Source organism: Mesorhizobium waimense (assembly GCF_003601975.1).
In the GTDB taxonomy this organism is placed as follows: domain Bacteria; phylum Pseudomonadota; class Alphaproteobacteria; order Rhizobiales; family Rhizobiaceae; genus Mesorhizobium; species Mesorhizobium waimense.
In genome coordinates, this window is record NZ_QZWZ01000002.1 from 40995 (window position 1) to 67297 (window position 26303).

Here is a 26303-nt window from a genome sequence, read left to right on the forward strand (position 1 = left end):
CGATGCCGGATGCAACCAACAGAGATATGCTCGATCGCGCCATGGGCGCGCTTGTTGGGGGAGCGCTGGGCGATGCGCTGGGCATGCCGACGCAGCTTTTGTCGCCGGCCCGCATTGCGGCGCTCTACGGCCATGTCGAGGATTTTGTTGCCCCCGTCGCCGATCACCCGGTGTCGAAGGGTTTGCTCGCCGGCACCATCACCGACGACACCGAACAGGCGCTGCTGCTTGGCCGGATCCTGGTCGATTCCGGCGACCGCTTCGACCACACGCGCTGGGTCAATGCGCTGCTCGACTGGGAGCGCGACGTCAAGGCGCGCGGCAGCTACGATCTCTTGGGGCCGTCGACCAAGCGTGCCATCGACGCCATCAACAATGGTGTGCCGGCGCAAGAGGCAGGGCGCGGCGGCGACACCAATGGCGCGGCCATGCGCATTGCGCCGGTCGGTATCATGATGCCGCTGGCGCCGCTCGACGCTTTTGTCGCCAAGGTGGCTGAGACCTGCCAAGCCACGCACAACACCTCGATCGCCATCGCCTCGGCCGCAGCCGTCGCTGCGGCCGTCAGCCGCGGCGTTGCAGGCGGCGACTGGCGTGCGGCTTCCGATAGCGCCGTGGCGGCGGCAAGGCAGGGGGCTGCGCTCGGACACTGGGTCACCGGCGGCGACATCGCCGCGCGCATCGTCTGGGCGCAGGAGCTTGTGCGCGGCAGAGCGGTGAAGGATGCCATCCGGCTGATCGTCGATCTCATCGGTACCGGAGTCGCCAGCCAGGAATCGGTACCGGCGGCCTTCGCCGTGCTGGAGGTCGCCGCAGGCGATCCCTGGCAGGCAGCCGTCATCAGCGCCAATCTCGGCGGCGACACCGACACGATCGGCGCCATCGCCGCCGGCATGGCCGGCGCCCGCGCCGGCTTTTCCCGTTTGCCGCAAGAGCGCATTGCCAGGCTCGTCGGTATCGACATCGAGCAGGTTCGTGCACTGGCTGCCGATCTTGTTGCGGCACGCGTGGCCAAGGCCGGCTCCGGCAAGGATGCGGCGGCATGAGCGGGCGTCTCGTCCATATTGGCAGCGCCGTGGTCGACTATGTCTACCGCATCGACGCCTTGCCGGCGCCGGGCACGGAAAAGACGGCATCGAGCTTTGCGCAGGTTGCCGGCGGCGGCTTCAACATGATGGTCGCGGCCGACCGCACCGGCATGAAAGTGGTGTTCGGCGGCCAGCTCGGCAGCGGACCGAATGGCGACTTTTTGCGCGCTGCCTTTGCAGCCGAAGGCATCGAGACGCTGACGCCGGCGTCACCGGCGATGGACAGTGGCAATTGCGTCGCCATGATCAGCGGCGATGCCGAACGCACCTTCGTCTCCTGGCCGGGCGCGGAGAGCGTGCTCAGCCTCGACATGATGGCACCGGTCCGGGTCGCGCCGGGGGACTGGGTGTTCGCTTCCGGCTATACGCTGAGCTATCCTGGCAGCCGCGATGCGCTGGCCGATTGGATCGAGGCGCTGCCGGCAAACATACCCTTCGCCTTTGACCCGACCCCGGTTATCGCGGACATTCCGCGGGCCGTTCTCGACCGGGTGCTTGCCCGCACCACCTGGCTGAGCTGCAACACGACGGAAGCGGCCGAGATCGCTGGCCTGGGCGGTGTCGAGGCACTCGCAGCCCTGTTGCTGTCCGACCATTGCCCGAAGGCGGCTGGCGTCATCATCCGCGCCGGCTCAAAGGGTTGCTTCGTGCGGCTGGCCGACGGCAGCACGCAAGCGGTTCCCGGCTTCAAGGTCGATGCCGTCGACACAAATGGCGCCGGCGACACTCATATCGGCGCCTTCGTCAGCGCGCTGTCGCGCGGCGTGCCGGCATTCGAAGCGGCGCGCTACGCCAACGCGGCGGCGGCACTTTCGGTCACCCGGCACGGGGGATCGTCGGCGCCGAACAACCAGGAGATCCAGGAATTCCTCAGCCATCACGATCAATCGTCGACCGCGCATGGCCGGAAGCAAGAGGCCCATTTGTGACAGCCTAAATTTCTTAACAAGCCTGCGAAGCGGGCAAACAATGAGAGGAACGAACATGCGCATGCCCAAACTGACTGCATTGCTGACGGCGACCGCCGTCTTGACCTCCGTGCTCACGCTGGCCGCTAGCGCGGCCGAAGTGCATGTGCTCAACTGGAAAGGCTACGGCGCCGACGAACCGTGGGCGATTGCCGCCTTCGAGAAGGCGACCGGCAACAAGGTCGTCAACGACTTCTTCAATTCCGAACAGGAAATGCTGACCAAGCTCCGGACCAATCCCGGCCTCTACGACGTCGTCATGATCAACGCCGCCTTCAACGACCAGGCGATGGCGGAGAAGCTGATCCAGCCGATCGACGTGTCGAAGCTTTCCAACTATGCCGACATCAGCCCGGACAAGGCCAGTTCGCCGATGCTCGACCATGACGGCAAGGTCTATGGCGTGCCGTGGGTGTGGGGCCTGACCGCTTTGGCCATCAACGAAAAGTCCTTCGAGAAACCGCCGACGAGCATCGCCGAGATGTGGGATGCCGCGCATAAGGGCCGTGTCGTCATTCGTGACGACGCCGTCGAAGCTGTCCAGTTCGGTGCCATCGCCACCGGCCAGAACATCAACGACATCAAGGATATGGAAGCGGTCAAGGCGAAGCTGACCTCGCTGATGCCGCAGATCAAGACGTTCTGGAGTTCGGAGAACGACTGGAACCAGATGGTGGCTTCCAACCAGATCGACATCGGCACCTATTGGAGCGGCTCGGCCGATCGCGCCAAGACCCACTTCAAGCTGCCGGTTTCACTGGTCATCCCGCAGGAAGGCGCTGTCGCCTGGCTCGATGCCTTTTCCATCCCGGTCGGTTCCAAGAATGTCGAGGGCGCCGAGGCCTTCATCAACTACATGATCGACCCGGCATTCTATGTCGAATGGGTCACCAAGGTCGGCGCGCCGGTGTCGGCCAACACCAAGGCGGTTGCCGCTCTTCCCGAAGACTCGTTCAACCGCAAGGTCATGGGTGACCCTGAGGTGGCCAAGCTTATCCAGTTCCAGGCGCCAATCACCGACGCGCAGCGCGAAGCCTATCTGGCGCTGTGGCAGCAGCTCAAGGTCGACGTCAAGTAAGTCGACGTCCGGACCAGACGGCGATGTTCGCCGGCTGGTCCTTCCGATCCTGGGGAGGAGAGGCATCATGGCAGCACAGGGTGCGACCGCATCGCGCAGCGGGCTGAGATCGGCCTTGCCGCTGCTTGCGCCTGCCTATCTGTGGCTGACGGTGGCGATCTTCCTGCCTTTGTCGGCCATGGTCTTCTTCTCGTTCATGACCGAGCTGCCGCTGTCGGGAAAGCCGTGGGCCTTCACGCTCGGCAATTATGCGGCCTTCTTCTCGCAGAGCCTCTATCTGACGCTGCTGCTGGCCTCGCTCAGACTTGGGCTGGTGGTGACGCTGTGGTGCATCGTCATCGGCTATCCGGCCGCCTATGTGCTGGCCAAGGTGCTGAAGGGGCGCAGCCGCGAGGCGATTTTTCTGCTCGTCATTCTGCCGTTCTGGTCGAACGGGCTGGTGCGCATCTTTTCCTGGGCGATGGTGCTGCGCGAAGGCGGCATCCTCGACACGGCGCTCAATGCCGTGCTGCCGTTCAAGATCAACATCGACCTCATGTATTCCTATCCGGCCGTCATCATCGGGCTCGTGCACTCCTACGTGCCCTACATGGTTCTGACCTGTTATCTCACGCTGCAGGCTATCGACGACTCGCTGATCGAGGCCGGGCGCTCGCTCGGCGCCTCGCGCCTGCAGGTGCTGAAGCGGGTGATCATCCCGCTATCCATGCCGGGGCTGGTGGCGGGTGCGGCTTTGATTTTCGTGCCGGTGGTCGGCTCGTTCATGGAGCCGCGCATCCTCGGCGGGCGCACCGGCACGTTCTACGGCACGGTTATCGAGGACCAGTTCGTCGCAGTGTTCAACTGGCCGCTCGGCGCGGCCTTGTCCTTTATCCTGCTGGCAGTCGTGCTGATCATCCTGGCGGTCGCATCGCCGGTGCTGCGGAGGGCCGCGTAACCATGACGACGCGCATCCTCGAAGGACTTGGCCGGCTCTATATCTGGCTGCTGCTCGCCTTCCTCTATCTGCCGATCATCATCATGGCGCTGATGTCGTTCAACGTCTCGCCCTTCTACCAATTGCCGTTCGAATGGACGACGGAGTGGTACGCCTCCCTGTGGCAGAACGACCAGCTGATCGCGGCCACCTGGAACAGCATCGAGATCGCCGTCATCACCACGCTCATCTGCACGGTGCTCGGCTCGGCGGCGTCGCTGGCGCTTTACCGCTATGATTTCCGTGGCAAGAGATTCCTGCAGGCGCTGCTGTTTCCGCCGATCGCCATTCCGTGGCTGATCACCGGCACGGCGATGCTGATCTTCTTCTTCGGCGTCGGTATCGGCCGTGGCCTGTTTGCGATCCTGCTCGGCCATGTCGCGCTGGCGCTGCCCTATGTCATCGTCGTGGTGTCGGCGCGGCTGCAGACCTTCGCGCCGGAACTGGAAGAGGCGGCGCGCTCGCTCGGCGCCAACCAGTGGCAGGTGACCAGCCGCGTGACGCTGCCATGGATCATGCCTGGCGTGATCGCCGGCGGGCTGTTCGCTTTCGCCGTGTCCTTCGATCAGTTCGTCGTCTCCTACTTCCTGTCGACGCCGGGACAGACGACGCTGCCGGTCGAAATCTACGCCGCGATCCGCAAGGGTTTCACGCCCGAGATCAACGCGGTCTCGACGATCATCATCGTCGTGTCGATGGCGCTGATGCTGCTCACGGCGCGGTTCTTCAAATTCGGCGGAGAGAAATAATGGCCGGCGTGCAGGTATCGAACGTCTCCCGCAGTTTCGGTGCGCACAAGGCGCTGGACGACGTCTCCATCGATTTCGCCGATGGCGGCTTCTACGCGCTGCTTGGCCCATCGGGCAGCGGCAAGACCACGCTGCTCAGGCAGGTCGCTGGTTTCGACTTCCCCGATTCCGGTCGCATCTCGATCGGCGGCGAAAGCGTTGAGCGCGTGCCGGTCGAAAAGCGGCGCATCGGCATGGTGTTCCAGAACTATGCACTGTTCCCGAATATGAGCGTCGCCGACAATGTCGCCTTCGGCCTGTCGGTGCGCGGCGAGGCCAAGGCGGTGATTGCCAGCGAAGTGCAGCGCGCGCTCGACCTGGTGCAATTGGGCAAGCTCGGCGGCCGCCGGCCACATCAGCTCTCCGGCGGCCAGCGCCAGCGCGTGGCTCTCGCCCGCGCCATCGTGACGAAACCGCGTGTGCTGTTGCTCGACGAGCCACTCGGCGCGCTCGACAAGGCGCTGCGCGTCGACATGCAGATCGAGTTGAAACGCATCCAGCGCGAGATCGGCATCACCACCATCTTCGTCACCCACGACCAGGAAGAAGCGCTGACGATGAGCGACCGCATCGGCATATTGCGCGACGGCAGGTTGGTGCAGGAAGGCCCGCCCGAGGAGATCTACGATCAGCCGAAGAGCGAGTTCGCCGCCACCTTCCTCGGCGACGCCAACATTTTTCGCGGCGAGAGCACCGGCAATGGCATCAAGCTTCCCGACGGCACTGCGATCGCCGCCGGCGCGGGCGCGAAGCTTGCCGCCGGCGCCAAGGCGAGCTGTGCCGTGCGGCCTGAGCGCATCCGTATCGCCACCGATGTCGAAGCTCAGGATGCCGCCAATGCGAACATGCTGAAGGGCCAGGTTTCCAAGCGCATCTTCGCCGGCAACAACAGCACCTACTTTGTCGAGCGCGGCGGCCAGACCCTCAAGGTCATCGTGCAGAATACCGGCATCGACAGGCTGGCCGAGGGGCAGGACGTGGTGCTGCGCTGGGCGCCGGAGAGCACGGTGCTGATCGCCACGAGCTAGCAGGCAATGTCCGCGTGGCCGATCGGCCCGATTTCGGAATTGCCACTGTCCTTGCCTGATGGGAAATGATGGTGCGGGCCTTGGCTGATGCAGGGGCCATGGCGTTATATCCGGTCCTCGACGGAGGAATGGATGGCAAGCATGGGTTTCGAGCCGGATGTGACGGTTCGCACCAGGGAATACCGGATCGGCTGCATCGGCGCCGGCATGATCATGGCCGAATGCCATCTCGCTGCCTACGAGCAAGCCGGCTTTCCGGTCGTGGCGATCGCTTCTCGAACCAGGGCGAATGCCGAGAAGGTCGCCGCCCGCTGGGCAATTGCGACCGTTCGCGATACGCCGGAGCAGTTGATCGAGGACACGAATGTCGAGATCGTCGACCTGGCCTTTCCGCCCGACCTGCAGCCGGCACTGATCCGGCATGCACTGAAGCAACCACACATCAAGGCGATCCTGGCGCAGAAGCCGCTGGCGCTGTCGGTCGAGGAAGCGATCGTGCTGCGCGACGAAGCGGCGAAGTCCGGCAAAATCCTCTCGGTCAACCAGAACATGCGCTACGACCAGTCGATGCGGGTGCTGAAGCAGATCATGGATAGCGGTGCGCTCGGCGACATTGTCTTCGCGCAGATCGACATGCATGCGATCCCGCACTGGCAGACCTTCCTCGCCGACTACGACCGGCTGACATTAGCCAATATGAGCGTGCATCACCTCGACGTGCTGCGCTTCCTGTTCGGCGACCCGGACGAGATCACCACCCTGACGCGCAAGGATCCGCGCACGCGCTTCGAGCACTCCGACGGCATCACAGTTTCGACGCTGCGGTTTCCCTCAGGCGTGCTTGCCGTGTCGCTGGAGGATGTCTGGTCCGGTCCGCGTCAAGAGGGTTACAAGGACGACCAGCATATCAATTGGCGCATCGACGGCACCAAGGGTGTGGCCAAGGGCACGATCGGCTGGCCGAAGGGTGTGGCTTCGACACTGACCTATGCCTCGACAGAGACGACGGGCGGCAAATGGCTGACGCCCCGCTGGGACACGATGTGGTTCCCGCATGCCTTCATTGGCGTGATGGAACAGCTGCAGCATGCGGTGAAGACCGGAACGCCACCGGCGCTGTCCGTCGCCGACAACGTCAAGACCATGGCACTGGTCGAGGCAGGCTATCGCTCAATGGCGGAAGGCCGCACGATCAGGCTGTCCGAGATATCGACCGACTGAAATATCTGTTGGCCGCCGAATAGCGTGGCGGCTGAATCGCTTACCGGGAGGAGTTCACATCATGATGCAGGCGGGTATCTTCACCGGCTATTTCCCCTATGAGCTCGAAGAGACCGCCAGGCGCATCCGCGCGCTCGGCTTCAACACCGTGCAGCTCGATCTGCATTTCAAGGATATCGACCTCTCTGCCGGGCAGATCACGAAGGACAAGGCAAGAAAGGTCCGCGACATTTTCCGCGACCACAATTTGCCGATCTGCTGCGTATCCGGCTACACGAACATCATCCATCCCGACAAGGCCGAACGCGAGAGGCGGCTTGCCTATCTCACGGAGATCATCCGCAACGCGCGCGAGTTCGGCAGCCCTTACGTGATTTCGGAGACCGGCACCTACAACACCGAGTCCGACTGGGTGCATCATCCCAAAAACAAGTCCGAGGAAGGGTTCGAAGAATGCCGCAAGGTGATCTCCGACCTTGCCCAGACGGCCTATGATCATGGCGCGGTGTTCCTACTCGAAACCTATGTCAACAATGTCGTCGGTTCTGTCGAGGAAACGGTGAAGATGTTCGCCCAGGTCGACCACCCCGGCCTCGGTCTGCTGATGGACCCGACCAACTATTTCGAGGCGCACAACATCGACCGCATGGACCAGGTGCTGAACCAGGTGTTCGACACGCTGACCGACAAGATCAGGATCGCGCACGCCAAGGACGTCAAGCGCGCCGGCAGCGACAAGTCGGAGAAGCATGCCGACATCGGTGACGACGACGCGCATGAGGGGCTGACGTTCCGTGGCGTCGGCGAGATCGAGCTGCCGGCACCCGGTCTCGGTTCGCTCAATTATGACCTTTATCTGAAGCGGCTCAGCGAGATGCACCCGAACATCCCGGTCATCATCGAGCATCTGACCGAAGACGACGTGCCGCGCGCCAAGATTTTTCTGGACGGAAAGTTCCGCGCCAACGGTCTTTGATGACCGCAGGGGAGCCCATGATGGCGGCTGGCAAGACAACGCGCGACTACAGCCTGGTTGGCGAAACCACCCGCAGGGCGATCGAGACCGGGCTAGCCTCGGCCGAATGGTACCACACCGACGTCTCGCGAAAGGCGATGAAAGAGCTGATGCAGCGTTCCGACGGCCCGGCGATCCGCGACACGATCATCTGGATCGCCGCCATCCTCGGCTCGGCCGCCGGCATCATCTGGTTCTGGGGCACGTGGTGGGTCGTGCCGTTCCTGTTCGTCTATGGCATGCTCTACGGCTCGTCCAGCGACTCGCGCTGGCACGAATGCGGCCATGGCACCGCTTTCCGCACGCGCTGGATGAACGATGTCGTCTACCAGATCGCCAGCTTCATGGTGATGCGCAATCCGGTGACGTGGCGCTGGAGCCATGCCCGCCACCACACCGACACCATCATCGTCGGGCGCGACGCCGAGATCGCGGTCATGCGGCCGCCGGACCTCTTGAAGGCGGGGCTGGCCTTCACCGGCATCCTCGACTTTCGTTACTCGCTGCCGGCGCTGGTGCGCCAGGCGTTCGGCAGGCTGTCGGACGACGAGAAGAGCTATGTGCCCGAGATGGAGCAGGCCAAAGCCGTCGCCGCCGCGCGCTGGCATGTCGCCGTGTACATGGCGACGATCGCTCTTGCGATCGCGCTGAGGTCATGGCTGCCGCTGGTGCTGATCGGCCTGCCGCGCCTCTATGGCACCTGGCACATGGTTATGACCGGCCTGCTGCAGCATATCGGGCTCGCCGACAATGTCGTCGACCATCGGCTCAACACCCGCACCGTCTATCTGAACCCCATCAGCCGCTTCATCTACTGGAACATGAATTACCATGTCGAACACCACATGTTCCCGATGGTGCCCTATCACGCGCTGCCCAGGCTGCACGAGCTGATCAAGCACGATCTGCCCGAGCCGAACCCGTCGATGTGGCATGCCTATCGTGAGGTCTGGCCGGTGCTGCTGAGGCAGCTGAGATACGAGGACTATTACCTCACGCGCGAATTGCCGCCGACGGCGAGGCCCTATCGCGGGGAGTTCCACGATAGGATTTTGCGCGCGGCGTGGTAGCGGCGCGGACCAATCAGGAGAGAAAGATGGCCGAATGGGTCGAGGCGTGCGCCGTGGACGATGTCGACGAAGAGGATGTGATCCGCTTCGATCATGGCAACCGTACTTTTGCGATCTACCGCTCCCCGGATGACGAGTTCTTCGCCACGGACGGTTTCTGCACGCATGAGAAGGCGCATCTCGCCGATGGTCTCGTCATGGACGACATCATCGAATGCCCCAAGCACAATGGCCGCTTCAACTACAAGACCGGGCAGGCCAAGGGAGCTCCCGTCTGTGTCAATCTCAAGACCTATCCAGTCAAGGTCGAGGCCGGGAAGGTCATGATCGAGATCGACTGATCGCCCGTCCGCAGCAAACCACAAGGAACCCAGTTTGATGAGCCGTAAGAGACCGACGATCGCAGATTTGCGCGCCATGAAAGGCAAGCGGCAGCTGACCATGCTGCGCGTGCTGACGATGGACGAGGCCGAAGCCGCCGAGCGGGCCGGCGTCGACATCGTCTCGGTGCCGCCGGAGCTGGTGCTCAACCCTCAGTATCGCGATGCGGCGCCGAGCCTCTTCACCATGCCGGGCGAGAATTTTTTCGAAATCGGCACCGCCGACGATTTCGTGCGCTGGGCATTCCGGCTCTACAAGGCCGGCGCCGACGCAGTCTACTGCAGCGCCGGCTACGCCACGATCAAGCGGATGGCGGACGACGCGATCCCGGTGATCGGCCATGTCGGCCTGATCCCGTCGCGCGCCACCTGGACCGGCGGCTTCAAGGCGGTCGGCAAGACCGCCGACACCGCCATGCAGGTATTCGAGGCGGTCAAGCAACTGGAGGCCGCGGGCGCCATCGGCGCCGAGATCGAGGTGGTGCCGGTCGAGGTGGCCAAGGCGATCTCGGAGCGCACCTCGCTGATCATGCTGTCGATGGGGGCAGGCACCGGCTGCGATGCGCAGTATCTATTCGCCGAGGACATACTCGGACAAAACCGGGGCCACATGCCCCGCCATTCCAAGGTCTACCGCAACTTCGCCGCCGAATACGACCGGCTGCAGGCGGAGCGCATCGCGGCCTTCTCCGAATATGTCGCCGACGTCAACAGCATGGCTTATCCGGAAGACAGGCACATCGTGCACATCGACCCGAAGGAGCTCAGTCTGTTCATGAAGAGGGTCGACGGCGCGACCTGAGCGCTCGCTCTGCGCAAGGTTTGGCTCGTCGGCAGCAAGCTAAGCCTGCCAGATCCCCTTGGCGAGCACGGCGTAGAGTGCTTCGGCCTCGATGCCGAGCGGCCTGTCTTCGGTGAGTTTCGGCACATGCGTGCGCACGGCCGCATGGATCACGCCGGTGCCCGGCGCCAGCGTCAGCCCATCGCGCAGGTCTACCGCCTGTGCGGCGGCCATCAGTTCGAAGGCGATCAACCGCCGCCACAGCGCGATCATGTCGGCGCATTTCGAAACGGCCAGCAGAGTTTGCGTGGCATGGTCCTCGACGCCTTCAGAAACCGGAAGAAAATCGAGCATCACCGGATTGGCCTTGTGGCGGATGGCGGCCATGATCGCCGCCACGGTCTTTTGCAACGGCACGAAGCCGGCCGAGGCGCCGCCGAGCGGCGACAGATATTTCGGCAGGCCGTTGCGGCCGGAGCCGGTGAGCTGGATGAAGCGGGCGGCACAGGCCGCCGCACTTTGAGCGATCGCCAGGCCGAGCGTCTCGAAGGCCAACGCTAGCGACGCGGTATGGAAATTGCCGGTCGACAGCACCAGTTCGTCTTCGCCCAGCACCAGCGGATTGTCGGCAGCCGAATTGAGCTCGATCTCGGTCGCCAGCCGCGCGTGGTCGATCGCCTGGATCAGCGCGCCGTGGATCGACGGCATGCAGCGGATCGACAGGGGATCCTGCAAGGTCGTCGGCTCCGGCGCCTCGTGGCGGGCAAGCAGTTCGCGCAGGCCTTTTGCCGCCAGCTGCTGGCAGGCGGCCGGCCGCGCCAGATGCAGGCGCGGATCGAGGATGGTGTGGTTGGCGCCGATGCCTTCCAAGGTCAGCGCGCCGGCCTGCTGCTGTTGCGCGAAGGCGGAGAGCGCGTCGGTGAGCACCAGCGCGCCGCTGCCGATGGAGACGGCCGAGGCATTGATCAGCGACAGCCCGTCCTTGGGCGCCAGGCTGACGGGAGCGAGGCGCGCCATCATCAGCGCCTTGGCCGACGGCATGCGCCGGCCCTGGTAGTCGGCTTCGCCTTCGCCGATCAGCATCCGTCCGAGCGCCGCCATCAGCACCAGATCGCCGGCGCCGATCGAAGCCAGCGACGGCATGACCGGATGGACACCGGCATTGAGAGCATCGAGCAGGGCCACGAACACATGCGGCGACAGGCCGGAGCCGCCTGCCGCAAGCATCGCCACCCGGGCAAACATGACGGCGCGCACGGTTTCAAAGGGTAAAGGCTCGCCGACCGCACCGCTGCGGCCGTCGAGGAGCTGGCGCTGGAAGGCGCTGGCGTCGCCGCTGACCGAGGTGCCGAGATTGGCGCCGAGCCCGGTGTTGAGACCGTAGATCTGCTGGCCGGCGGCCGCGGCGTCGTCGAGCACCTTGCGCGCCTTGACGAGCCGCTCCAGGACGGTGGGCGTAACCTCCACCTTGCATCCCTCGCGGGCGACGGATGCGACATCCTCGATGCTGACGCCGGCGCCGGTGAGAACGAGCGGGCTCATGCGAAGCGTAGCCTTTGGCCGATGCCTTGCGCCTGGGCCTTGGCCAGCATCGCCATGCCCAGCGCTATGTCGGACAGCGACAGGCCGCGATGCCAGAACAGGATCGTCTCGCCGTCGCTCTGACGCCCGGCTTTCAGCCCGGCGGCGATCTGGCCGAGCTCGGCATGCAGCGTCTGCTCGCTCAGCCTTCCCGTCTCGACATGGGCGCGCAGCGAACCGAACTTGCCGCCCTTGCATTGGCCCCAGTCGTCGACGACGATCTTTTGCATGATGTCTGTCAGCGACAGCTCCACCGCGCTCATCGTGCCGTAAGGTACGACCAAAGCGCCACGCTTGATCCATTCGGTCTTGAGCAACGGCTGCGGTTCCGGCAGCCGCGTGGCCTCGACGACGATGTCGGCACCTTCCACGCAGGTCTTCCAGTCGGCCACCGCCGTGACCGGCTTGCCAAGGTCGGCCGCCAGTTTGGCGGCAAAGCCGTCGCGGCTTTCGGGCCGGCGCGAATGGACGCGGATCTCGTTGAAGTCGAAGAGATGATCGAGCAGGTGCACGTTCCAGTAGGCAGTGCCGCGCGCGCCGATATGGGCGAGCACCTTCGATGTCTTCTTCGCCAGATGTTTCGCGCCGATGGCGGTGATCGCGCCGGTGCGCATGTCGGTGATGACGGTGGCGTCCAGGATCGCGCGCGGCGTGCCGGTGCGCGGATCGAACAGGTTCAGGATGCCGAACTCCGACGGCAGGCCATGCTTGTAGTTGTCGACATAGTCGCCGACGATCTTGACGCCGGCCGCATCGAGCGGCGCGACGTAGCCGCGCAGAACATTGAAATGGCCATGGAAGGACGGGTCGGGCTCGAGATGGACACGCGGCTCGATCACGGTCTGGCCGTTGCCCTGGGCGACGAGCCCGGCCTCGACCGCGCCGATGATTTCGGCATCGGTCATGGCAAGCGCCTCGATGTCGAGGGCGTTGAGGTAGTCGATATAGATGGGCTTCATGCGTGTGTAGTCCCCGGGGAGCCCCCTTCATGCATAGCAGGCGGCGAGGCGACACGAAAGTTTGTTAGTCGATATCTGGACGCAGTCGGCCAAATGCTGTTCAAACCGGTTCGTCATGACTGCCATTCCCGAAAGTGAAGTTTCGTCAAAAACGGCCACGAATTCCCGGCGCGTGGCGCTGATCGTCGCCATCGCCTTCTTCATGCAGCTGCTGGATTCGACGATCATCTCGACCTCGCTGCCGCAGATGGGAGCCAGCTTCGGCGTGCCCGCGGTGGCGATGAGCATCGGCATCACCATCTACATGCTGACCATGGCGGTGTTCGTGCCGCTGTCCGGCTGGCTCGCCGACCGATTCGGGGCACGCAACATCTTCCTTGTGGCGATAGCGCTGTTCACGCTGGCCTCGATCGCCTGCGGCTTCTCCCAGAATTTGACCGAATTCGTCGCTGCGCGCGCGGTGCAGGGCCTCGGCAGTGCGTTGATGACGCCGGTCGGCCGCATCCTGGTGCTACGCAACGCCTCGAAGTCGGAATTGCTCAACGCCACCGCGCTGATCACCTGGCCGGCGCTGTTTGCGCCGGTGGTCGGGCCGGTGCTCGGTGGCTTCATTACCACTGCGCTGTCCTGGCACTGGAACTTCTTTATCAACATTCCGCTAGGGTTGGCCGGCCTGGTGCTGGTCGCCCGCTTCGTTCCCGGCGACCGCGAAGCCGAATCCAAGCCGCTCGACTGGTCGGGCTTTTTCTTGACGTCGGCGGGGCTCGCAAGCCTGCTCTACGGTCTCGAACGCATCGCGCATGCGGAAGATGGTGTCTTGCCGACCGTGATGCTGCTCGCCCTTGGCATCCTGATCGGCTGGTTGGCTGTGCGCCATCTCTTGCGCACGCCGCATCCGCTGCTCGACCTTTCATCGTTCAAGGTGCTGACCTTCGCCCTCTCGACATTGTCGGCCGGCACCATCTTTCGGGTGGCGATCAACGCCACGCCGTTCCTGTTGCCGCTGCTGTTCCAGGTCGGCTTCGGCCTCAGCCCGATCGATGCCGGCATGATGATCCTCGCCTATTTCCTCGGCAATCTCGGCATGAAGGCGGTAACGACACCGACGCTGAGGCGCTTCGGTTTTCGCTCGGTGATGGTCGTCAATGGCGTGGTCGCCTCTCTGTCGATCATCGCCTGCGCGGCGATCTCGCCGCAGACCCCGCAGGCGCTGGTGGTGGCGCTGATGCTGATCGCCGGCCTGTCGCGCTCGATGCAGTTCACCGCGCTCAACACGCTGGCTTTCGCCGACATCGCGGCCACGCAGCGCAGTTCCGCGGCGACGCTGTCCAGCATGCTGCAGCAGGTGGCGATGCTGTTCGGCGTCGCGGTCGCGGCGGCGATCCTCAATTTGTCGCAGATCGCCAGAGGCCAAACGGCGCTCGACCTCGTCGACTTCCGGATAGCCTTCCTCGCGATCGGCGTGATCGGGCTGGTGGCAGCGTTCCGTTTCCTGGCATTGCCGCGCACCGCGGGCGCGGAAGTTTCGGGCCATGCGCTGGAGAATTGACGTCGAATTTTTCGCACCGGCATGGGCGCGGCGGTTGTCCCTTCTCCCCTTGTGGGAGAAGGTGGCCGAGCGAAGCTCGGTCGGATGAGGGGTGCTGGAAGGATCGCTACGTTGAAGAACTAAACGCTTGAAATTAATTGATCTTTTTCGCGCCGCTTTTCTTTCGGCATCCCATCCGTCTCGGCGCTGCGCGCCGATCCACCTTCTCCCACAAGGGGTCAAGGGAAGTCCGCCGTGCTACACCGGCCGATACACCCGCTCAGCCGTGTTCCAGAAGATATCCGCCTCTGCCCCCGCGCCATGTTTCGCCACCGCTGCGCGGTGCGCCTTGATAAGTTCGGCGTGGCTGGTCCAGAGTTTTTCGATCGGAAAGTTCGAGCCGAACATCAGGTGGTCCGAGCCAAGAATATCGATCGCATTGTCGACGATGTAGGCGATCAGCGCCGGGTCGTTGCGGTGGACGAAGGTGCCGAGGCCAGAGAGCTTGGCGTGGAAATTGGGCGCGGCGGACAAAGTGCGCAGGCCGACCTTCCAAGCCTCGGTGGCTTCCGGCTCCATGCCGGTCAGCATGCCGGCATGGGTGAGGATGAAGTTCGTCTCCGGATTCTCGCCGACCAGCGTCAGCCCGTCCTTCATCTGTGCGGGGAAGAGCTGCAGGTCGAAGGACAGGTCATAGTTTTTCAGGCGTGCTACATTTGCCCGCACCTTGGGGTCGATGACCTGGTCGGCCGAAGCGGCGAAGCGGAAGGCCGGCGTTTCGTGCCAGTGCAGTTGCATGCGCACGCCGCGCAGCAGCGGATATTTTTTGAGCCGGTCGATCTGGTGGCGGACATCGTCGACCGTCATGTCGGCATAGCCGACGATTGCATGCGGCCAGCCGGTTTCTTCCGCAGTCTTCTGCAGGAAGGCGACCTCGTTTTCGAAGTCTTCCTTCGCCCAGTTGGTCTGGACATAGACAGCCTTTTCGACGCCGGCGCCCCTCTGGTCGGTCAAGAATTCCTCGATCGGGTAGTCGCGGCGGATCGGCTCGTAGGGGCCGAAGATGCGCGGCACCTTCGGTCCGACCAGCCAGGGCTGGTCCTTTTGGCGCCAGATGTGGAAATGCGCGTCGATCGCTTTCTGCATCACGAGACCCTCTTCCAGATGGCTGCGGCCGCAGGGGCGGGCCGCGCGAGCGACAGGATGAAATCGGTGAGACCCGATATGGATGAGCCGTCGACGAGATCGTCGAGCACTGGCAGGATGGCGCGAAGTGCTGCCGTCGCCGGCCGAAAGCGCGGATCGCCGGCCAGCGGTGTCGCCAGCGAAAGCCGGAAGGCGCGGGCGCTCAGCCGGCGCATTGCTGTTTCCAACTCGGCATGGTCGCCGCGCTCAAGGGCATCCGAGAGGATGACGACTGCGGCACCCCGCGCGAAGGCGGAAAAGCGCGGCACCGAGAGGAAGGCGAGCAGCGTTGGTCCCATGCGGGTGCCGCCGTCCCAGTCGTCGACCTGGGCGGCCGCGCGAGCCAGGGCCTGGCCGCGGTCGCGGATGCGTAGCGCCGAGGTGATGCGGGTGAGCCGCGTGCCGAAGGTGAAGATCTCGGCACGGCCGGCGCCCTGCACAGCGGCATGCGCCAGCCGGAGGTAGTCTGCCGTGTGCAGCTTCATCGAGCCGGAAACGTCGATGAGCAGCAGCAGCTTGCGCGGCACGGCCTGGCGGCGGCGCAGCATCGGCGAGGGGATATCGCCATCGGCGCTGACGATTTCGCTGAGCGAGCGGCGCAGGTCGAGCGTGCCGCGCGAGCGGGTGCGCATAATGCGGAAGGAACGGCGAGCGGGCAGGGCGGCGGCGAGCTTGCGGCGGAAGGGGGCGAGGCTGTCGCTGTCACGCTGGAAGTCGCGGTTGCTCAACTGTTCGATCGCCGAGGAAAGTTCGCCGCCTTTCTCCTGGCGGGCGGTCTGGTTCTCTGCCTCGCGCGTGCCGCGATCATCCTTGATGCGGGTTTCCTCGTCTTCCTCACCGTCGATCGAAGGCCGGACGTCGCCATAGAAATAGCTGCGAAAATGCGCCTCGAATTCATCGCGGCGGTCGGGCGAGGGGGCAAGCGTGGCCAATGCTGCCTCGCGGATGTCGGCCATCGAGCGCGGCCCGAGCAACTTCACCGCCTGCATGAAGCTGGAGATCTGCTCCGGCGCGATGGCAAAGCCGTAGCGGCGCAACAGGCGGGCGAAGCCGAGCATGGGTTCCGCAGCGCGGGGTAAGTTCGCGGCGGGTCTCAAGCCAGAGCCTCCTCGACGATCCGGCCGAGCTCGGGCGCGATCGAGGACAGGTCTTCCTCGTCCTTGATCAGGACGCCGATGGCGCGGCGGAAGGCTTCGGGCCACGGGCTGCCGCCCTTCTCGAGGATGGTGGCGGCATTGGCCCATTCGACCGCTTCGGCGATACCGGGCGGCTTGGCCAGGGGACGGGCGCGGATCGACTGCACGGCGTTGGCCACGGCGCGCGCGGTGGCCTCAGCGACATCACCAGTGCGCAGCATGATGATCTCGGCCTCGCGCGCGACGTCGGGATAGCCGATCCAGTGATAGACGCAGCGGCGGCGCAGCGCCTCGGCGAGTTCCCGGGTGCGGTTCGAGGTCAGGATGACAATCGGCTGCGTGGCGGCGCGGATCGTGCCGCGCTCGGGGATGCTGATCTGGAAATCGGAGAGGAATTCCAAGAGCAACGCTTCGAATTCATGGTCGGAGCGGTCGATCTCGTCGACCAGCAGCACGCGCTGCTCAGGCGCTCGCAGCACCTGCAGCAGCGGCCGCGCGATCAAAAAACGGTCGTCATAAATGTCGATCTCGTGCTCGCAGGCATGGCGGATGGCGAGCAGCTGGCGCTGGTAGTTCCATTCGTAGAGGGCGTGCGCGGCGTCGATGCCTTCATAGCATTGCAGCCGCACCAACTCGCGGCCGAGCAGTTCGGCGATTGCCTTTGCCGCTTCCGTCTTGCCGACGCCGGGTGCACCTTCGAGCAGCAGCGGCTTGCCCAGCCTGATCGCCAAGAAGATGGCCGTCGCAAGGCTCTCATCTGCCAGATAGCGCGAAGCGGCGAGCTGCGATGCCACCGCCTCGGGCGAGGGAGCGACAGTCTCGGCGCTTGGATCAGGCATTTCGCCCCTCAGCCCGCGGCCTGCGCCTTGAGCGCGCGCATGATGCGCTCCGGCGTGATCGGCAGCGTATCGATGCGCACGCCGACGGCGTCGAAGACGGCATTGGCCACGGCGGGGATCTGCGGGTTGGCGCACATTTCGCCCGGCCCCTTGGCGCCAAACGGTCCGTCGGCCGACGGCCGTTCGAGCACGATGATCTCGGTCTTTGCCAGATCGCCCGGCCCCGGCATCAAATACTGATTGAAGTCGGTGCCGCCATAGTCGCGGTTGGGATAATAGGGTTCGGTGGTCTCGTAGAGGGCGTGGCTGATACCCATCCAGGAGCCGCCGACCAGCTGCTGCTCGACCATCTTCGGGTTCAGGGCGCGGCCGATCTCGAAGACGTTCTTCACCGTCAGCACAGTGACTTCACCGGTCTCGTCGTCAACCTCGACCTCTGCCACCGTGCAGGCGTGGGCATAGCAGGTCGACGGCTTCATCGCGCCGGTTTCCTTCTCCGGATAGGAGCGCGGAATCAGGAACATGCCGCGGCCGGAGATCGAGCGGCCGCGCTTGAAATGCGCCGACAGCGCGACATCGAAGATCGAGATCGACTTCTGCGGCGCGCCCTTGACCAGGATGTTGCCTTGGCCGTCCGTCTCGAGGTCTGAGGCGTTGACCTCCAGTTCCTCGGCCGCCACTTCCAGCATCACCTGGCGGGCTTCCTTCGCTGCCTGGATGACGGCATTGCCGGCGCGATGCGTGCCGCGCGAAGCGAAGGTGCCCATGCAGTGGGGGCCGGTGTCGGTGTCGGCAGTGTCGATGATGACGCGGTCGGTCGGCACGCCGATGGTCTCGGCGCAGATCTGCGCCATGATCTGCTTCATGCCCTGGCCGAGATCGACTGATGACAGCGTCACCATGAAATTGCCGGTCGGGGTCGAATGCACCAGCGCCTGGGTCGGGTCACCGCCGAGGTTCATGCCGGTCGGGTAGTTGATCGCGGCGACGCCGCGTCCGCGCCTGATCGCCATCTCAAGCTCCCTTCGTATAGGAGGACATGGCCATGTATTTCTCTGCCACCGGCCAGTTGGCGGCGCGCGAGGCTTCCTGCATGCATTCGATCAGCGCCGCCCCTTCCGTCGGCTGGCGATGCGCCTTCATGTCGCCGTCGCGATAGGCGTTGACGAAGCGGAATTCGAGCGGGTCCATGCCGATCAGCCGCGCCAGCTTGTCCATCTGCACCTCCAGCGCGAAATCGCCGATGGTGACGCCGAAGCCACGCATGGCCGACGAAGGCGTGCGGTTGGTGTAGACGCAATAGGTGTCGATCCAGACATTCGGGATTGTATAGGGTCCGGGGTAGTGCGCCGCACCTTTCTGCGCGCCATAGGGCGAGTGGCGCGAATAGGCGCCGGCATCGGTGTAGCCGGTGACCTTGCGCGCGACGATGCGGCCGTCCATCATGACGCCATCCTTGATGACGACCTTTTCCGCCGCGCGGGGTGACGATATCTGCATCTCCTCCTCGCGGCTGTAGATGAAACAAACCGGGCGTCCGGTTAGTTTGGCGCCAAGAATGGCGATCGGCTCGACGATGACGTCGACCTTGCCGCCAAAGCCGCCGCCGACCGTGCCGCCGACGAAATGCAGCTTGCTGCCGGGCATCTGCAGGATGATCGAGGCGTTGTCGAGGGTGAAGAACATCGCCTGGGTGTTGGTGTAGCAGGTGAAGCGGTCATTGCCTTCGGGCGCCACCACGCAGCCCGTCGTCTCGGTCGGTGCGTGTTCGATCGGCGAGGACTGGTAACTCTGTTCGAGAATATGATCGGCTTGGCCAAAGCCCGCCTCGACATCGCCGAAGCGCACCTTGCGGCATTCGCCGCTGTCATAGAGGTAATAGTTCTGACCGTGATATTCGTTGACGAGTGGCGCGCCGGGCTTCAGCGCTTCCTCCATGTCGAAGACGGCCGGCAGCACCTCGTAGTCGACCTTGACCTTGGCTGCTGCTTCCTGCGCCGCGCGCTCGGTCTCTGCCAGCACCGCCACCACGGCCTCACCCTTCCAGCGCACCTTGCCGTCGGCGAGCACCGTTTCGTCCTCCGGTCCGATCTGGATCAGGATCAGGATGGTGTAGACATTGTGCGGCACGTCCTTGGCCGTCAGCACCTTGACCACGCCCGGATGCTTCTCGGCCTCCGAGGTGTCGATGCTCCGGATGCGGGCGTGATGGTGCGGGCTGCGCACCATCTTCAGATGCAGCATGCCGGGAAAGTTGCGGTCGGCGAAGTAGGCGGTCTTGCCGGTGACATGGCCGGGGGAATCGAGCCGCGGCCGGGGCTGGCCGATCTCGTTGAGGCCGTTCTGGCGGACATCGGCGAAGTAGCTCTTGCGCAGTTCCATTTTTCTTGCCCCCTCAGGCAGCGTTCTGCGAATTGGCGCGCGCAGCGGTCAATACCGCCTGGATGATCGGCTCGTAGCCGGTGCAGCGGCAGATGTTGCCGGATAGTGCCTCGACCACTTCCTCGCGACTGGGGTTGGCCGTGTGGTCGAGCAGCACCTTGGCCGCCATGATCATGCCCGGCGTGCAGAAACCGCATTGCGTGGCGAAGGCATCGAGAAAGGCGCGCTGCAGCGGATGCAGCACGCCGGCTTCGGCAAGGCCTGACGTCGTCCTGATGTCGGCGCCGTTGCAGGTTTCGGCCAGCGTCAGGCAGGAGAGCCTCAATTCGCCGTCGATGATGACCGAGCAGGCGCCGCAGGTGCCTTGATGACAGCCGCCTTTCGGCGAGGTGTCGCCTATCTTGTCTCGCAGTGCGTGGAGCAGCGTCGTGCCGCTGTCGACGAATTCGGCCTTCTCGGAGCCGTTGAGCGTGAACTGAACCGGAACCTTTGCCATTTTTTCCTCCCAGCGCGCCTGCCCGAACCATCGGACAGACGCGCGCCCCCCAGCCTGTGGTTAAGCGAGCAGCAACCGGCCGAGATGAACCGGCAGAACTTCGTTGCGATACCAGGCGCTGGCGATCGGATCGGTGATCGGCGACGTGCCTTCGCCGGCGACGGCGAGTGCCGGCGCGATCTCCTCGGCTGTCAGCCTGCAGCCGAGCAGCGCCCTCTCGGCCGCCCTGGCGCGCATCGGCCGGTCGGCCATGCAGCCAAGGGCGATCCGTGCGGACGTCACCGTGCCGTCGGCCGCCCGTTGCAGGAGCGTGGCGATGCTCAATACCGAAACCCCTTTCGGCTTGACCCGCGCCACTTTGAGAAAGCGGAAGCTCTCGGCGCGGGGCAAAACAAAGGTGATCCCGGTGACGATCGCGCGGCTGGCGTCGCGCCCAGCCAGGAAGGTCTGGATCGGCACTTGGCCGTCCTCGGTGACGACAATGGCATCCAGCGCCAGCATTGCGACAGTGAAGTCGCCATAGGGCGCCGGCGCGAACAGATTGCCGCCGACGGTCGCCATGTTGCGGATCGCCGGCCCGCCGACGGCGCGCGCGGCCGGCGCGAGAGCGGCAAGCTCGGGATGACGGGCGATCGCCGCCATGGTGACGGAGGCGCCGAGCCGCGTCTCGCCACCGGAAACCGCGATTGCCGACAGGGAAGGTTCGGTGACGCGCACCAGGCTGGACACGGACACGTCGCCTTCGTTGGCCGCGCGCACGACCAGCGTGCCGCCGCCGAGATAGCGCGTGCCGGCGGCCTGCAGCGCCATGTTGGCGTCTTTCACCGTCGAGAAGGTCTGCAGTGCAAGCGTCATGGCGCGCTCCCTCGGCTTAGCCTTGGCCGGCGAAATGGGTCTTCAAGGCGTTGAAGCCGCCCTGGAAGACGTTGGCGCCCATCCCTTCGGCCAGCTTTTCGGCCTCTTCCGGAGCCGCGTCGAAGCTCGCCGTCCATTCGGCATAGGTGCGGTCGCCATCGGTGACGCGCCGCAACTGCAGGGTCGCCTTGTGGTTGGTGATCGGCTGCGGCGTTTCGAGGATGGAATAGCTGACGAGGAAATTCTGGTCGGAAAAATCGAGCAGCTTTTCACGGATGCGAGCGCCGCTGGCGAGCTGGAAATTGCGCACGCAGCCGATCGTGCTTGCGTCCTTGCCGTCCTCGATTTGGCTTTCGACCATGCGCGGATGCCAGCTCGGCAGACCGTTGAAGTCGCGTATCAGCGCCCAGACCTTTTCGACCGGCGCGTCAATGACGCTGGATATGGTGACCTTCGCCATAAGCTCGTTCCCTTGCGAATGCATCTGGATCAAGGGTAGGGCGGTGCGTCCGGCAGCGCTTATCAATGCGTCTTGAGCGCGTATCAAATAGTCTGAAAAAAGGGGCCGCTCGGTTCAGGCAGCTGCCCGCGCGGCCTCGCGGTAGAGCGTCGGCGGGACACCGACATGGTCGCGGAAGAAGCGCGAGAAATTGCCCTGGGTGGTGAAGCCGAGATTGCAGGCGACCGAGATCAGTGGCGCTTCCGACCACTGCAACTGCCGCACCGCTTCCTCCATGCGTAGCGTGTTCCAGTAGACATTGGGGGTCAGATTGGTGTGTTCCTTGAAGAGGGCGAAGAAATGCGGCCGCGACAGGCCGACGCTGCGCGCCACGTCGTCGAAACAGATGCGCTCGCAGACATTGGCCTTCATCAGCTGGATCGCCTTGCGGACGCGGAAATCCTGCATGGTGTTAATGCGTCCGCGCGACACCTGCGGGGCCGAGGCGTCGGCGGCGTCGAGCACGCTGTCGATGAAGCGCTCGATCTCGTAGTTGGCGACGTCGTCGATGCTCTCATTGTCGCTGAGATGATCGAGCAGGCTGCCTGCTGCCTGGTGCAGCCACGGCTCCAGCGTGATCGCCGCCTGTGCAAACAGCGGCGCCGACGATGGCAGGTCGCGGCGCCGGCGGGCCCAGTCGGGATCGATGTAGAAGGCGAGGAACAAGCCCGGCCTGCCGTCATGGGACAGAGCATGGCTGTGCGGCTGGTAGGAATTGATGCCGGCGGCAGTGCGGGGCCCAAGCCGCACCGTCTCGCGACCGATGGTCATTTCGCCGGCCGTGCCTTCCAGCCAGATGATGAGATGCGCCTCGACATGGGCATGGGTGACGAAGTCATTGGCGACATTCAGGACAGAAACATGTCCGAACCGGCCCCAATAGAGCCTGATCGCTTCCGTCATGGGTATATCCTCCCGCAGGCGACTGGCCTCCCTTCACCTGCTCAGTGGATTGTGCGGCGGACGTCGTGCCGGCGTCAAGGGACAGGCCCGGGACCTTGGGCGCACCATGCGTGGGGCAGGCCGATTTTCAGACTGAGCGATAGGGGCCGAATGGAATAACGGCCCAGTGGCAAAGAGTTAATCGTTGCGCCTGAAGTTGCGGATGCGGTCGAACAGAACCGCCAGCAGGATGGCACCGCCGATGAAGACGCCTTGCCAGAAGGCGTTGATGCCGAGCAGGCCGAGGCTGTTGCGGATCACCTCGATCAGCGCGGCGCCAACGATGGCACCAAAGGCGGTGCCGACGCCGCCGGCAAGATTGGCGCCGCCGATGACGGTGGCAGCGATGACCTGAAGCTCCATGCCCGTGCCGAGATTGGTGGTAACGGCGCCCAGCCACCCGGTCTGGATGATGCCGGCGATGCCGGCCGCCAGCGCCGAGATCATATAGACCGCGACCTTGATCTGGCGCACGGGAACGCCGGTCAGCGTCGCCGCGTGCTCGTTGCCGCCGATGGCGAAGATGTGGCGGCCAAACTTGGTCCAGCGCAAGGTGAAGCCGGTGATCAGCGCCAGCAGGATCATGTAGAGCACCGGGTTGGCGATGCCGAACACCCAGGCGCCGCCGCCCAGCGCCAGAAGCTTGTCGTGGTCCGGTCCGAACTGGAAGACGACGGTGTTGTTGGAGGCGACCATGGCCAGGCTGCGTGCGATCGACAGCATGCCGAGCGTCACCACAAAGGGCGGAAAGCCGAGATAGGCGATCAATATGCCGTTGAAGGCGCCGATGATCAGCGCCGTTGCGATCGAGACGGCGATGCCGACCTCGATGCTGTAGCCGGCATGCATGGTGACCGCCAGCACCATCGAGCACAGGCAGAGCACCGAGCCCACCGACAGGTCGATGCCGCCGGTGATGATGACGAAGGTCATGCCGAGCGCGATGATAGCGACGAAGGTGATGTTGCGGGTGATGTTGTAGAGGTTCTTCTGCGTAGCGAAGGCATCAGTGGCAAACGACAGGAACAGACAGGCGAGGATGACGGCGATCACCACCCAAAAGGTCTGGCTGGCAAATATCCGTGACAGCAAGGTGTGCTGTTTCTGCGCAATCGTCTGATCAAGGGTGACTGCCATTATCGACCTTTCCTGGCGGCGGCTGACCGCGCCAACCCGGTGCATTCGCAGCTGCGAAATTCCGGACGCATCAATTTCACAATACCTGTTCGATGGCGCCGGTGATCAGCCCGGTGACTTCCTCGGGCGAACTCGACGCGATCGTCTTGTCGGCGACCTTCCTGCCGCGCCGCATGACGATGACGCGGTCGGCAACGTCAAAGACGTCGGGCATGCGGTGGCTGATCAGCACGACCGCGATGCCCTGGTCGCGCAGATGGCGGATGAGGTTCAGCACCTCGGCCACCTGACGCACTGAAATCGCCGCCGTCGGTTCGTCCATCAGCACGATCTTGGCTTGCGAAAGCATGGTGCGGGCGATCGCCACGGCTTGCCGCTGGCCACCGGACATCTGCTTGACGAGGTCGCGCGGACGGGTCTCCGACTTCAGCTCGGCGAAGATCTGGCCGGCGCGCTTGTACATCGCGGCGTAGTCGAGAATGCGGAACGGTCCGACGCCCCGGCGCAGCTCGCGGCCGAGATAGACGTTGGCGGCAGCGGTCAGGTTGTTGCACAGCGCCAGGTCCTGGTGGACGATCTCGATGCCGTGCTGGCGCGCCTCCACCGGCTTGTGCAGGATCAGCTCCTTGCCGTCCATCTGCATGGTGCCGTGGCTCGGGCGGAAATTGCCGGCGATCATCTTGACCAGCGTCGACTTGCCGGCGCCGTTGTCGCCCATCAGGCCGACGACCTGCCCGGGCTCGATCGACAGCGACACGTCGTTGACCGCCTGGATGGCGCCAAAATGCTTCGAGATGTTGGTGAGTTCGAGAACCGCCACCAGCCTTCATGCCTCCCATGTTTCCAGCCTGCGGCTGCGCCGCGGCCTCGCTCTCCCCAGCTCGTCCCGGGGGACGGCGATTTCACGCATTTACGCGAATGCTCATGCAAGCGTCAATCATTTGTCGGACGAATTGAACGCAAGTTTTTCCAAAAATCCGTTTTGTAGGACAAATAGCAATTGACGTTGGCAGCGAGCCGATATTAGCTAAGCGTCGGAGGAGATTATGCCGATCCATCGGCCGGTTCGCCCGATGGATCAGCCGAGATTATGGGTCCCAGGATTCGGTAGTGCCCTTTTGGGGGCCGGCCCAGGACTGCATCTGGAAATGCTTATCGACCTGGCCTTGCGGCAAGAGTGCTCGTGAAACGACCCTCTGTCATCGTTCGGTCCGGGTTGATCTGTGTGGCGGGCACGCCGTGCCCGTCTGTTTCAAGGGAGGACTGACATGAGGAAATCACTTTTGCTCGCCGCTGCCGCCGTCATGGCGTTGGGCGCCGGGCCGGCTTTGGCCAAGAAACAGCTCGTCATCGTCGTGAAAGGTCTCGACAATCCGTTCTTCGAAGCCATCCACCAGGGCTGCGAGAAGTGGAACAAGGAAAACGCCAGCTCGGAATATGAGTGCTTCTACACCGGCCCGGCGTCGACGTCCGACGAGGCCGGCGAAGCCCAGATCGTCCAGGATATGCTGAGCAAGCCCGACACGGTGGCGATGGCGATTTCACCGTCCAATGCGCCGCTGATCGCGCAGACGATCAAGACCGCCAATCCGTCGATCCCGATCATGACCATCGACGCTGACCTTGCCAAGGAAGATGCGGCGCTGCGCAAGACCTATCTCGGCACCGACAACTACCTGATGGGCTTCAAAATCGGCGAATACATCAAGAAGGGCAAGCCGAATGGCGGCAAGATCTGCACCATCGAAGGCAATCCCGCGGCCGACAACATCCTGCGCCGTGCGCAAGGCATGCGCGACGCGCTCTCGGGCAAGAAAGATCTTCCGGCGCTCGCCGGCGAAGGCGGCTGGACGGAAGTCGCCGGCTGCCCGGTGTTCACCAATGACGACGGCGCCAAGGGCGTGCAGGCGATGACCGACATCCTCGCCGCCAATCCCGATCTCGACGCTTTCGGCATCATGGGCGGCTGGCCGCTGTTCGGCGCTCCGCAGCCCTATCGCGACCTGTTCAAGCCGATGGCCGACAAGATCGCCAGCAACGCCTTCGTCATCGGCGCTGCCGACACGATCGGCGACGAAGTGGCGATCGCTCGTGAGGGCCTCGTCACAGCACTGGTTGGCCAGCGGCCCTTCGAAATGGGCTACAAGGCACCGTCGGTGATGATCGACCTGATCGAAGGCAAGAAGGTCGATGATCCGGTCTTCACCGGCCTCGACGAATGCACCAAGGACACGGTCGACACCTGCATCCAGAAGTAGGCCTCGATCTCGGGGCGCCCTTCGAAGGGCGCCCCGTCACTTCCTTCAGAACAAGGACAAGGCAGCATTGTCGGGGCAGCGTGCTCCGGCTTTGACGCGCCCATACTTCTCGC

26 protein-coding genes are annotated in these 26303 nt (G+C 64.1%); 13 read left to right on the forward strand and 13 right to left on the reverse strand.

What is annotated here, in order from left to right; all coding sequences use genetic code 11:
* Positions 1-2: 2 nt before the first annotated feature.
* The 11 genes from D3227_RS02820 to D3227_RS02870 all read left to right on the forward strand — a co-directional run bounded on the left by D3227_RS02820 (position 3) and on the right by D3227_RS02870 (position 10414).
* Positions 3-1046, forward strand: coding sequence for an ADP-ribosylglycohydrolase family protein (locus D3227_RS02820; RefSeq protein ID WP_120012331.1), 1044 nt, complete (start codon positions 3-5; stop codon positions 1044-1046).
* Positions 1043-2017 carry a PfkB family carbohydrate kinase gene (locus D3227_RS02825; RefSeq protein ID WP_120012333.1) on the forward strand — a complete coding sequence of 325 codons (975 nt, stop codon included), beginning with the start codon at positions 1043-1045 and terminating at the stop codon, positions 2015-2017. The genes D3227_RS02820 and D3227_RS02825 overlap by 4 nt, the downstream gene beginning before the upstream one ends.
* A 55-nt stretch (positions 2018-2072) precedes the next feature.
* On the forward strand, positions 2073-3134 hold the full coding sequence (locus D3227_RS02830) for an ABC transporter substrate-binding protein (RefSeq protein ID WP_120013022.1): 1062 nt from the start codon (positions 2073-2075) through the stop codon (positions 3132-3134).
* A gap of 67 nt (positions 3135-3201) precedes the next feature.
* A complete protein-coding gene (locus D3227_RS02835; protein ID WP_120012335.1) occupies positions 3202-4071 on the forward strand; it encodes an ABC transporter permease in 870 nt (289 codons plus the stop codon).
* 2 nt (positions 4072-4073) lie between these two features.
* Positions 4074-4859: an ABC transporter permease gene (locus D3227_RS02840; RefSeq protein WP_120012337.1), complete on the forward strand. Its 786-nt coding sequence runs from the start codon at positions 4074-4076 to the stop codon at positions 4857-4859.
* Positions 4859-5926 carry an ABC transporter ATP-binding protein gene (locus tag D3227_RS02845; RefSeq protein ID WP_120012339.1) on the forward strand — a complete coding sequence of 356 codons (1068 nt, stop codon included), beginning with the start codon at positions 4859-4861 and terminating at the stop codon, positions 5924-5926. Before D3227_RS02840 ends, D3227_RS02845 begins: the two co-directional genes overlap by 1 nt.
* A gap of 132 nt (positions 5927-6058) precedes the next feature.
* Positions 6059-7147 carry a Gfo/Idh/MocA family protein gene (locus D3227_RS02850; RefSeq protein WP_120013023.1) on the forward strand — a complete coding sequence of 363 codons (1089 nt, stop codon included), beginning with the start codon at positions 6059-6061 and terminating at the stop codon, positions 7145-7147.
* Between the two features lie 61 nt (positions 7148-7208).
* Positions 7209-8123 carry a sugar phosphate isomerase/epimerase family protein gene (locus D3227_RS02855; protein ID WP_120012341.1) on the forward strand — a complete coding sequence of 305 codons (915 nt, stop codon included), beginning with the start codon at positions 7209-7211 and terminating at the stop codon, positions 8121-8123.
* 17 nt (positions 8124-8140) lie between these two features.
* Entirely contained in the window at positions 8141-9232 is a 1092-nt protein-coding gene (locus D3227_RS02860) for a fatty acid desaturase family protein (protein WP_167480576.1), read from the forward strand.
* Positions 9233-9258: 26 nt separating this feature from the next.
* Positions 9259-9573: a MocE family 2Fe-2S type ferredoxin gene (locus D3227_RS02865; RefSeq protein ID WP_120013024.1), complete on the forward strand. Its 315-nt coding sequence runs from the start codon at positions 9259-9261 to the stop codon at positions 9571-9573.
* A 37-nt stretch (positions 9574-9610) separates the two neighbouring features.
* Entirely contained in the window at positions 9611-10414 is an 804-nt protein-coding gene (locus D3227_RS02870) for a 3-methyl-2-oxobutanoate hydroxymethyltransferase (RefSeq protein ID WP_120012345.1), read from the forward strand.
* Between the two features lie 39 nt (positions 10415-10453).
* Here D3227_RS02870 and D3227_RS02875 read toward each other — a convergent pair whose 3' ends face one another.
* Both D3227_RS02875 and D3227_RS02880 read right to left on the reverse strand, forming a co-directional pair.
* On the reverse strand, positions 10454-11935 hold the full coding sequence (locus D3227_RS02875) for an HAL/PAL/TAL family ammonia-lyase (protein WP_120012347.1): 1482 nt from the start codon (positions 11933-11935) through the stop codon (positions 10454-10456).
* Entirely contained in the window at positions 11932-12933 is a 1002-nt protein-coding gene (locus D3227_RS02880; RefSeq protein WP_120012349.1) for an ornithine cyclodeaminase family protein, read from the reverse strand. Before D3227_RS02880 ends, D3227_RS02875 begins: the two co-directional genes overlap by 4 nt.
* 115 nt (positions 12934-13048) lie before the next feature.
* On the opposite strand from D3227_RS02880, the gene D3227_RS02885 reads away from it, so the two are divergent.
* Positions 13049-14482, forward strand: a complete 1434-nt coding sequence (locus tag D3227_RS02885) for a DHA2 family efflux MFS transporter permease subunit (protein WP_120012350.1) — start codon at positions 13049-13051, stop codon at positions 14480-14482.
* A 237-nt stretch (positions 14483-14719) separates the two neighbouring features.
* On the opposite strand, the gene D3227_RS02890 is transcribed toward D3227_RS02885, so the two are convergent.
* From D3227_RS02890 to D3227_RS02940, 11 genes are all read right to left on the reverse strand, one after another.
* The gene (locus D3227_RS02890; protein ID WP_167480577.1) at positions 14720-15607 is read right to left on the reverse strand and encodes an amidohydrolase family protein; all 888 of its coding nucleotides are present in this window, start codon (positions 15605-15607) and stop codon (positions 14720-14722) included.
* Positions 15607-16704 carry a vWA domain-containing protein gene (locus D3227_RS02895; RefSeq protein ID WP_120012353.1) on the reverse strand — a complete coding sequence of 366 codons (1098 nt, stop codon included), beginning with the start codon at positions 16702-16704 and terminating at the stop codon, positions 15607-15609. Before D3227_RS02895 ends, D3227_RS02890 begins: the two co-directional genes overlap by 1 nt.
* Positions 16705-16739: 35 nt before the next feature.
* On the reverse strand, positions 16740-17621 hold the full coding sequence (locus D3227_RS02900) for an AAA family ATPase (protein ID WP_120012355.1): 882 nt from the start codon (positions 17619-17621) through the stop codon (positions 16740-16742).
* Positions 17622-17629: 8 nt separating this feature from the next.
* Complete coding sequence (locus tag D3227_RS43685) at positions 17630-18634, reverse strand: xanthine dehydrogenase family protein molybdopterin-binding subunit (RefSeq protein ID WP_120012357.1); 1005 nt, start codon at positions 18632-18634, stop codon at positions 17630-17632.
* A 1-nt stretch (position 18635) separates the two neighbouring features.
* Positions 18636-20003: a xanthine dehydrogenase family protein molybdopterin-binding subunit gene (locus D3227_RS43690; RefSeq protein WP_120012359.1), complete on the reverse strand. Its 1368-nt coding sequence runs from the start codon at positions 20001-20003 to the stop codon at positions 18636-18638.
* A gap of 13 nt (positions 20004-20016) precedes the next feature.
* On the reverse strand, positions 20017-20499 hold the full coding sequence (locus tag D3227_RS02915; protein WP_120012361.1) for a (2Fe-2S)-binding protein: 483 nt from the start codon (positions 20497-20499) through the stop codon (positions 20017-20019).
* A gap of 60 nt (positions 20500-20559) precedes the next feature.
* A complete protein-coding gene (locus D3227_RS02920; protein ID WP_120012363.1) occupies positions 20560-21354 on the reverse strand; it encodes an FAD binding domain-containing protein in 795 nt (264 codons plus the stop codon).
* 16 nt (positions 21355-21370) lie between these two features.
* Complete coding sequence (locus tag D3227_RS02925) at positions 21371-21814, reverse strand: SRPBCC family protein (protein ID WP_120013025.1); 444 nt, start codon at positions 21812-21814, stop codon at positions 21371-21373.
* Between the two features lie 114 nt (positions 21815-21928).
* Entirely contained in the window at positions 21929-22756 is an 828-nt protein-coding gene (locus D3227_RS02930; protein ID WP_120012365.1) for an AraC family transcriptional regulator, read from the reverse strand.
* Positions 22757-22933: 177 nt separating this feature from the next.
* Entirely contained in the window at positions 22934-23932 is a 999-nt protein-coding gene (locus D3227_RS02935; RefSeq protein WP_120013026.1) for an ABC transporter permease, read from the reverse strand.
* Between the two features lie 76 nt (positions 23933-24008).
* Positions 24009-24752, reverse strand: coding sequence for an ATP-binding cassette domain-containing protein (locus D3227_RS02940; protein WP_006202797.1), 744 nt, complete (start codon positions 24750-24752; stop codon positions 24009-24011).
* A 448-nt stretch (positions 24753-25200) separates the two neighbouring features.
* Here D3227_RS02940 and D3227_RS02945 point away from each other — a divergent pair, with 448 nt between their 5' ends.
* On the forward strand, positions 25201-26190 hold the full coding sequence (locus tag D3227_RS02945) for a sugar-binding protein (RefSeq protein ID WP_120012367.1): 990 nt from the start codon (positions 25201-25203) through the stop codon (positions 26188-26190).
* Positions 26191-26303: the final 113 nt, after the last annotated feature.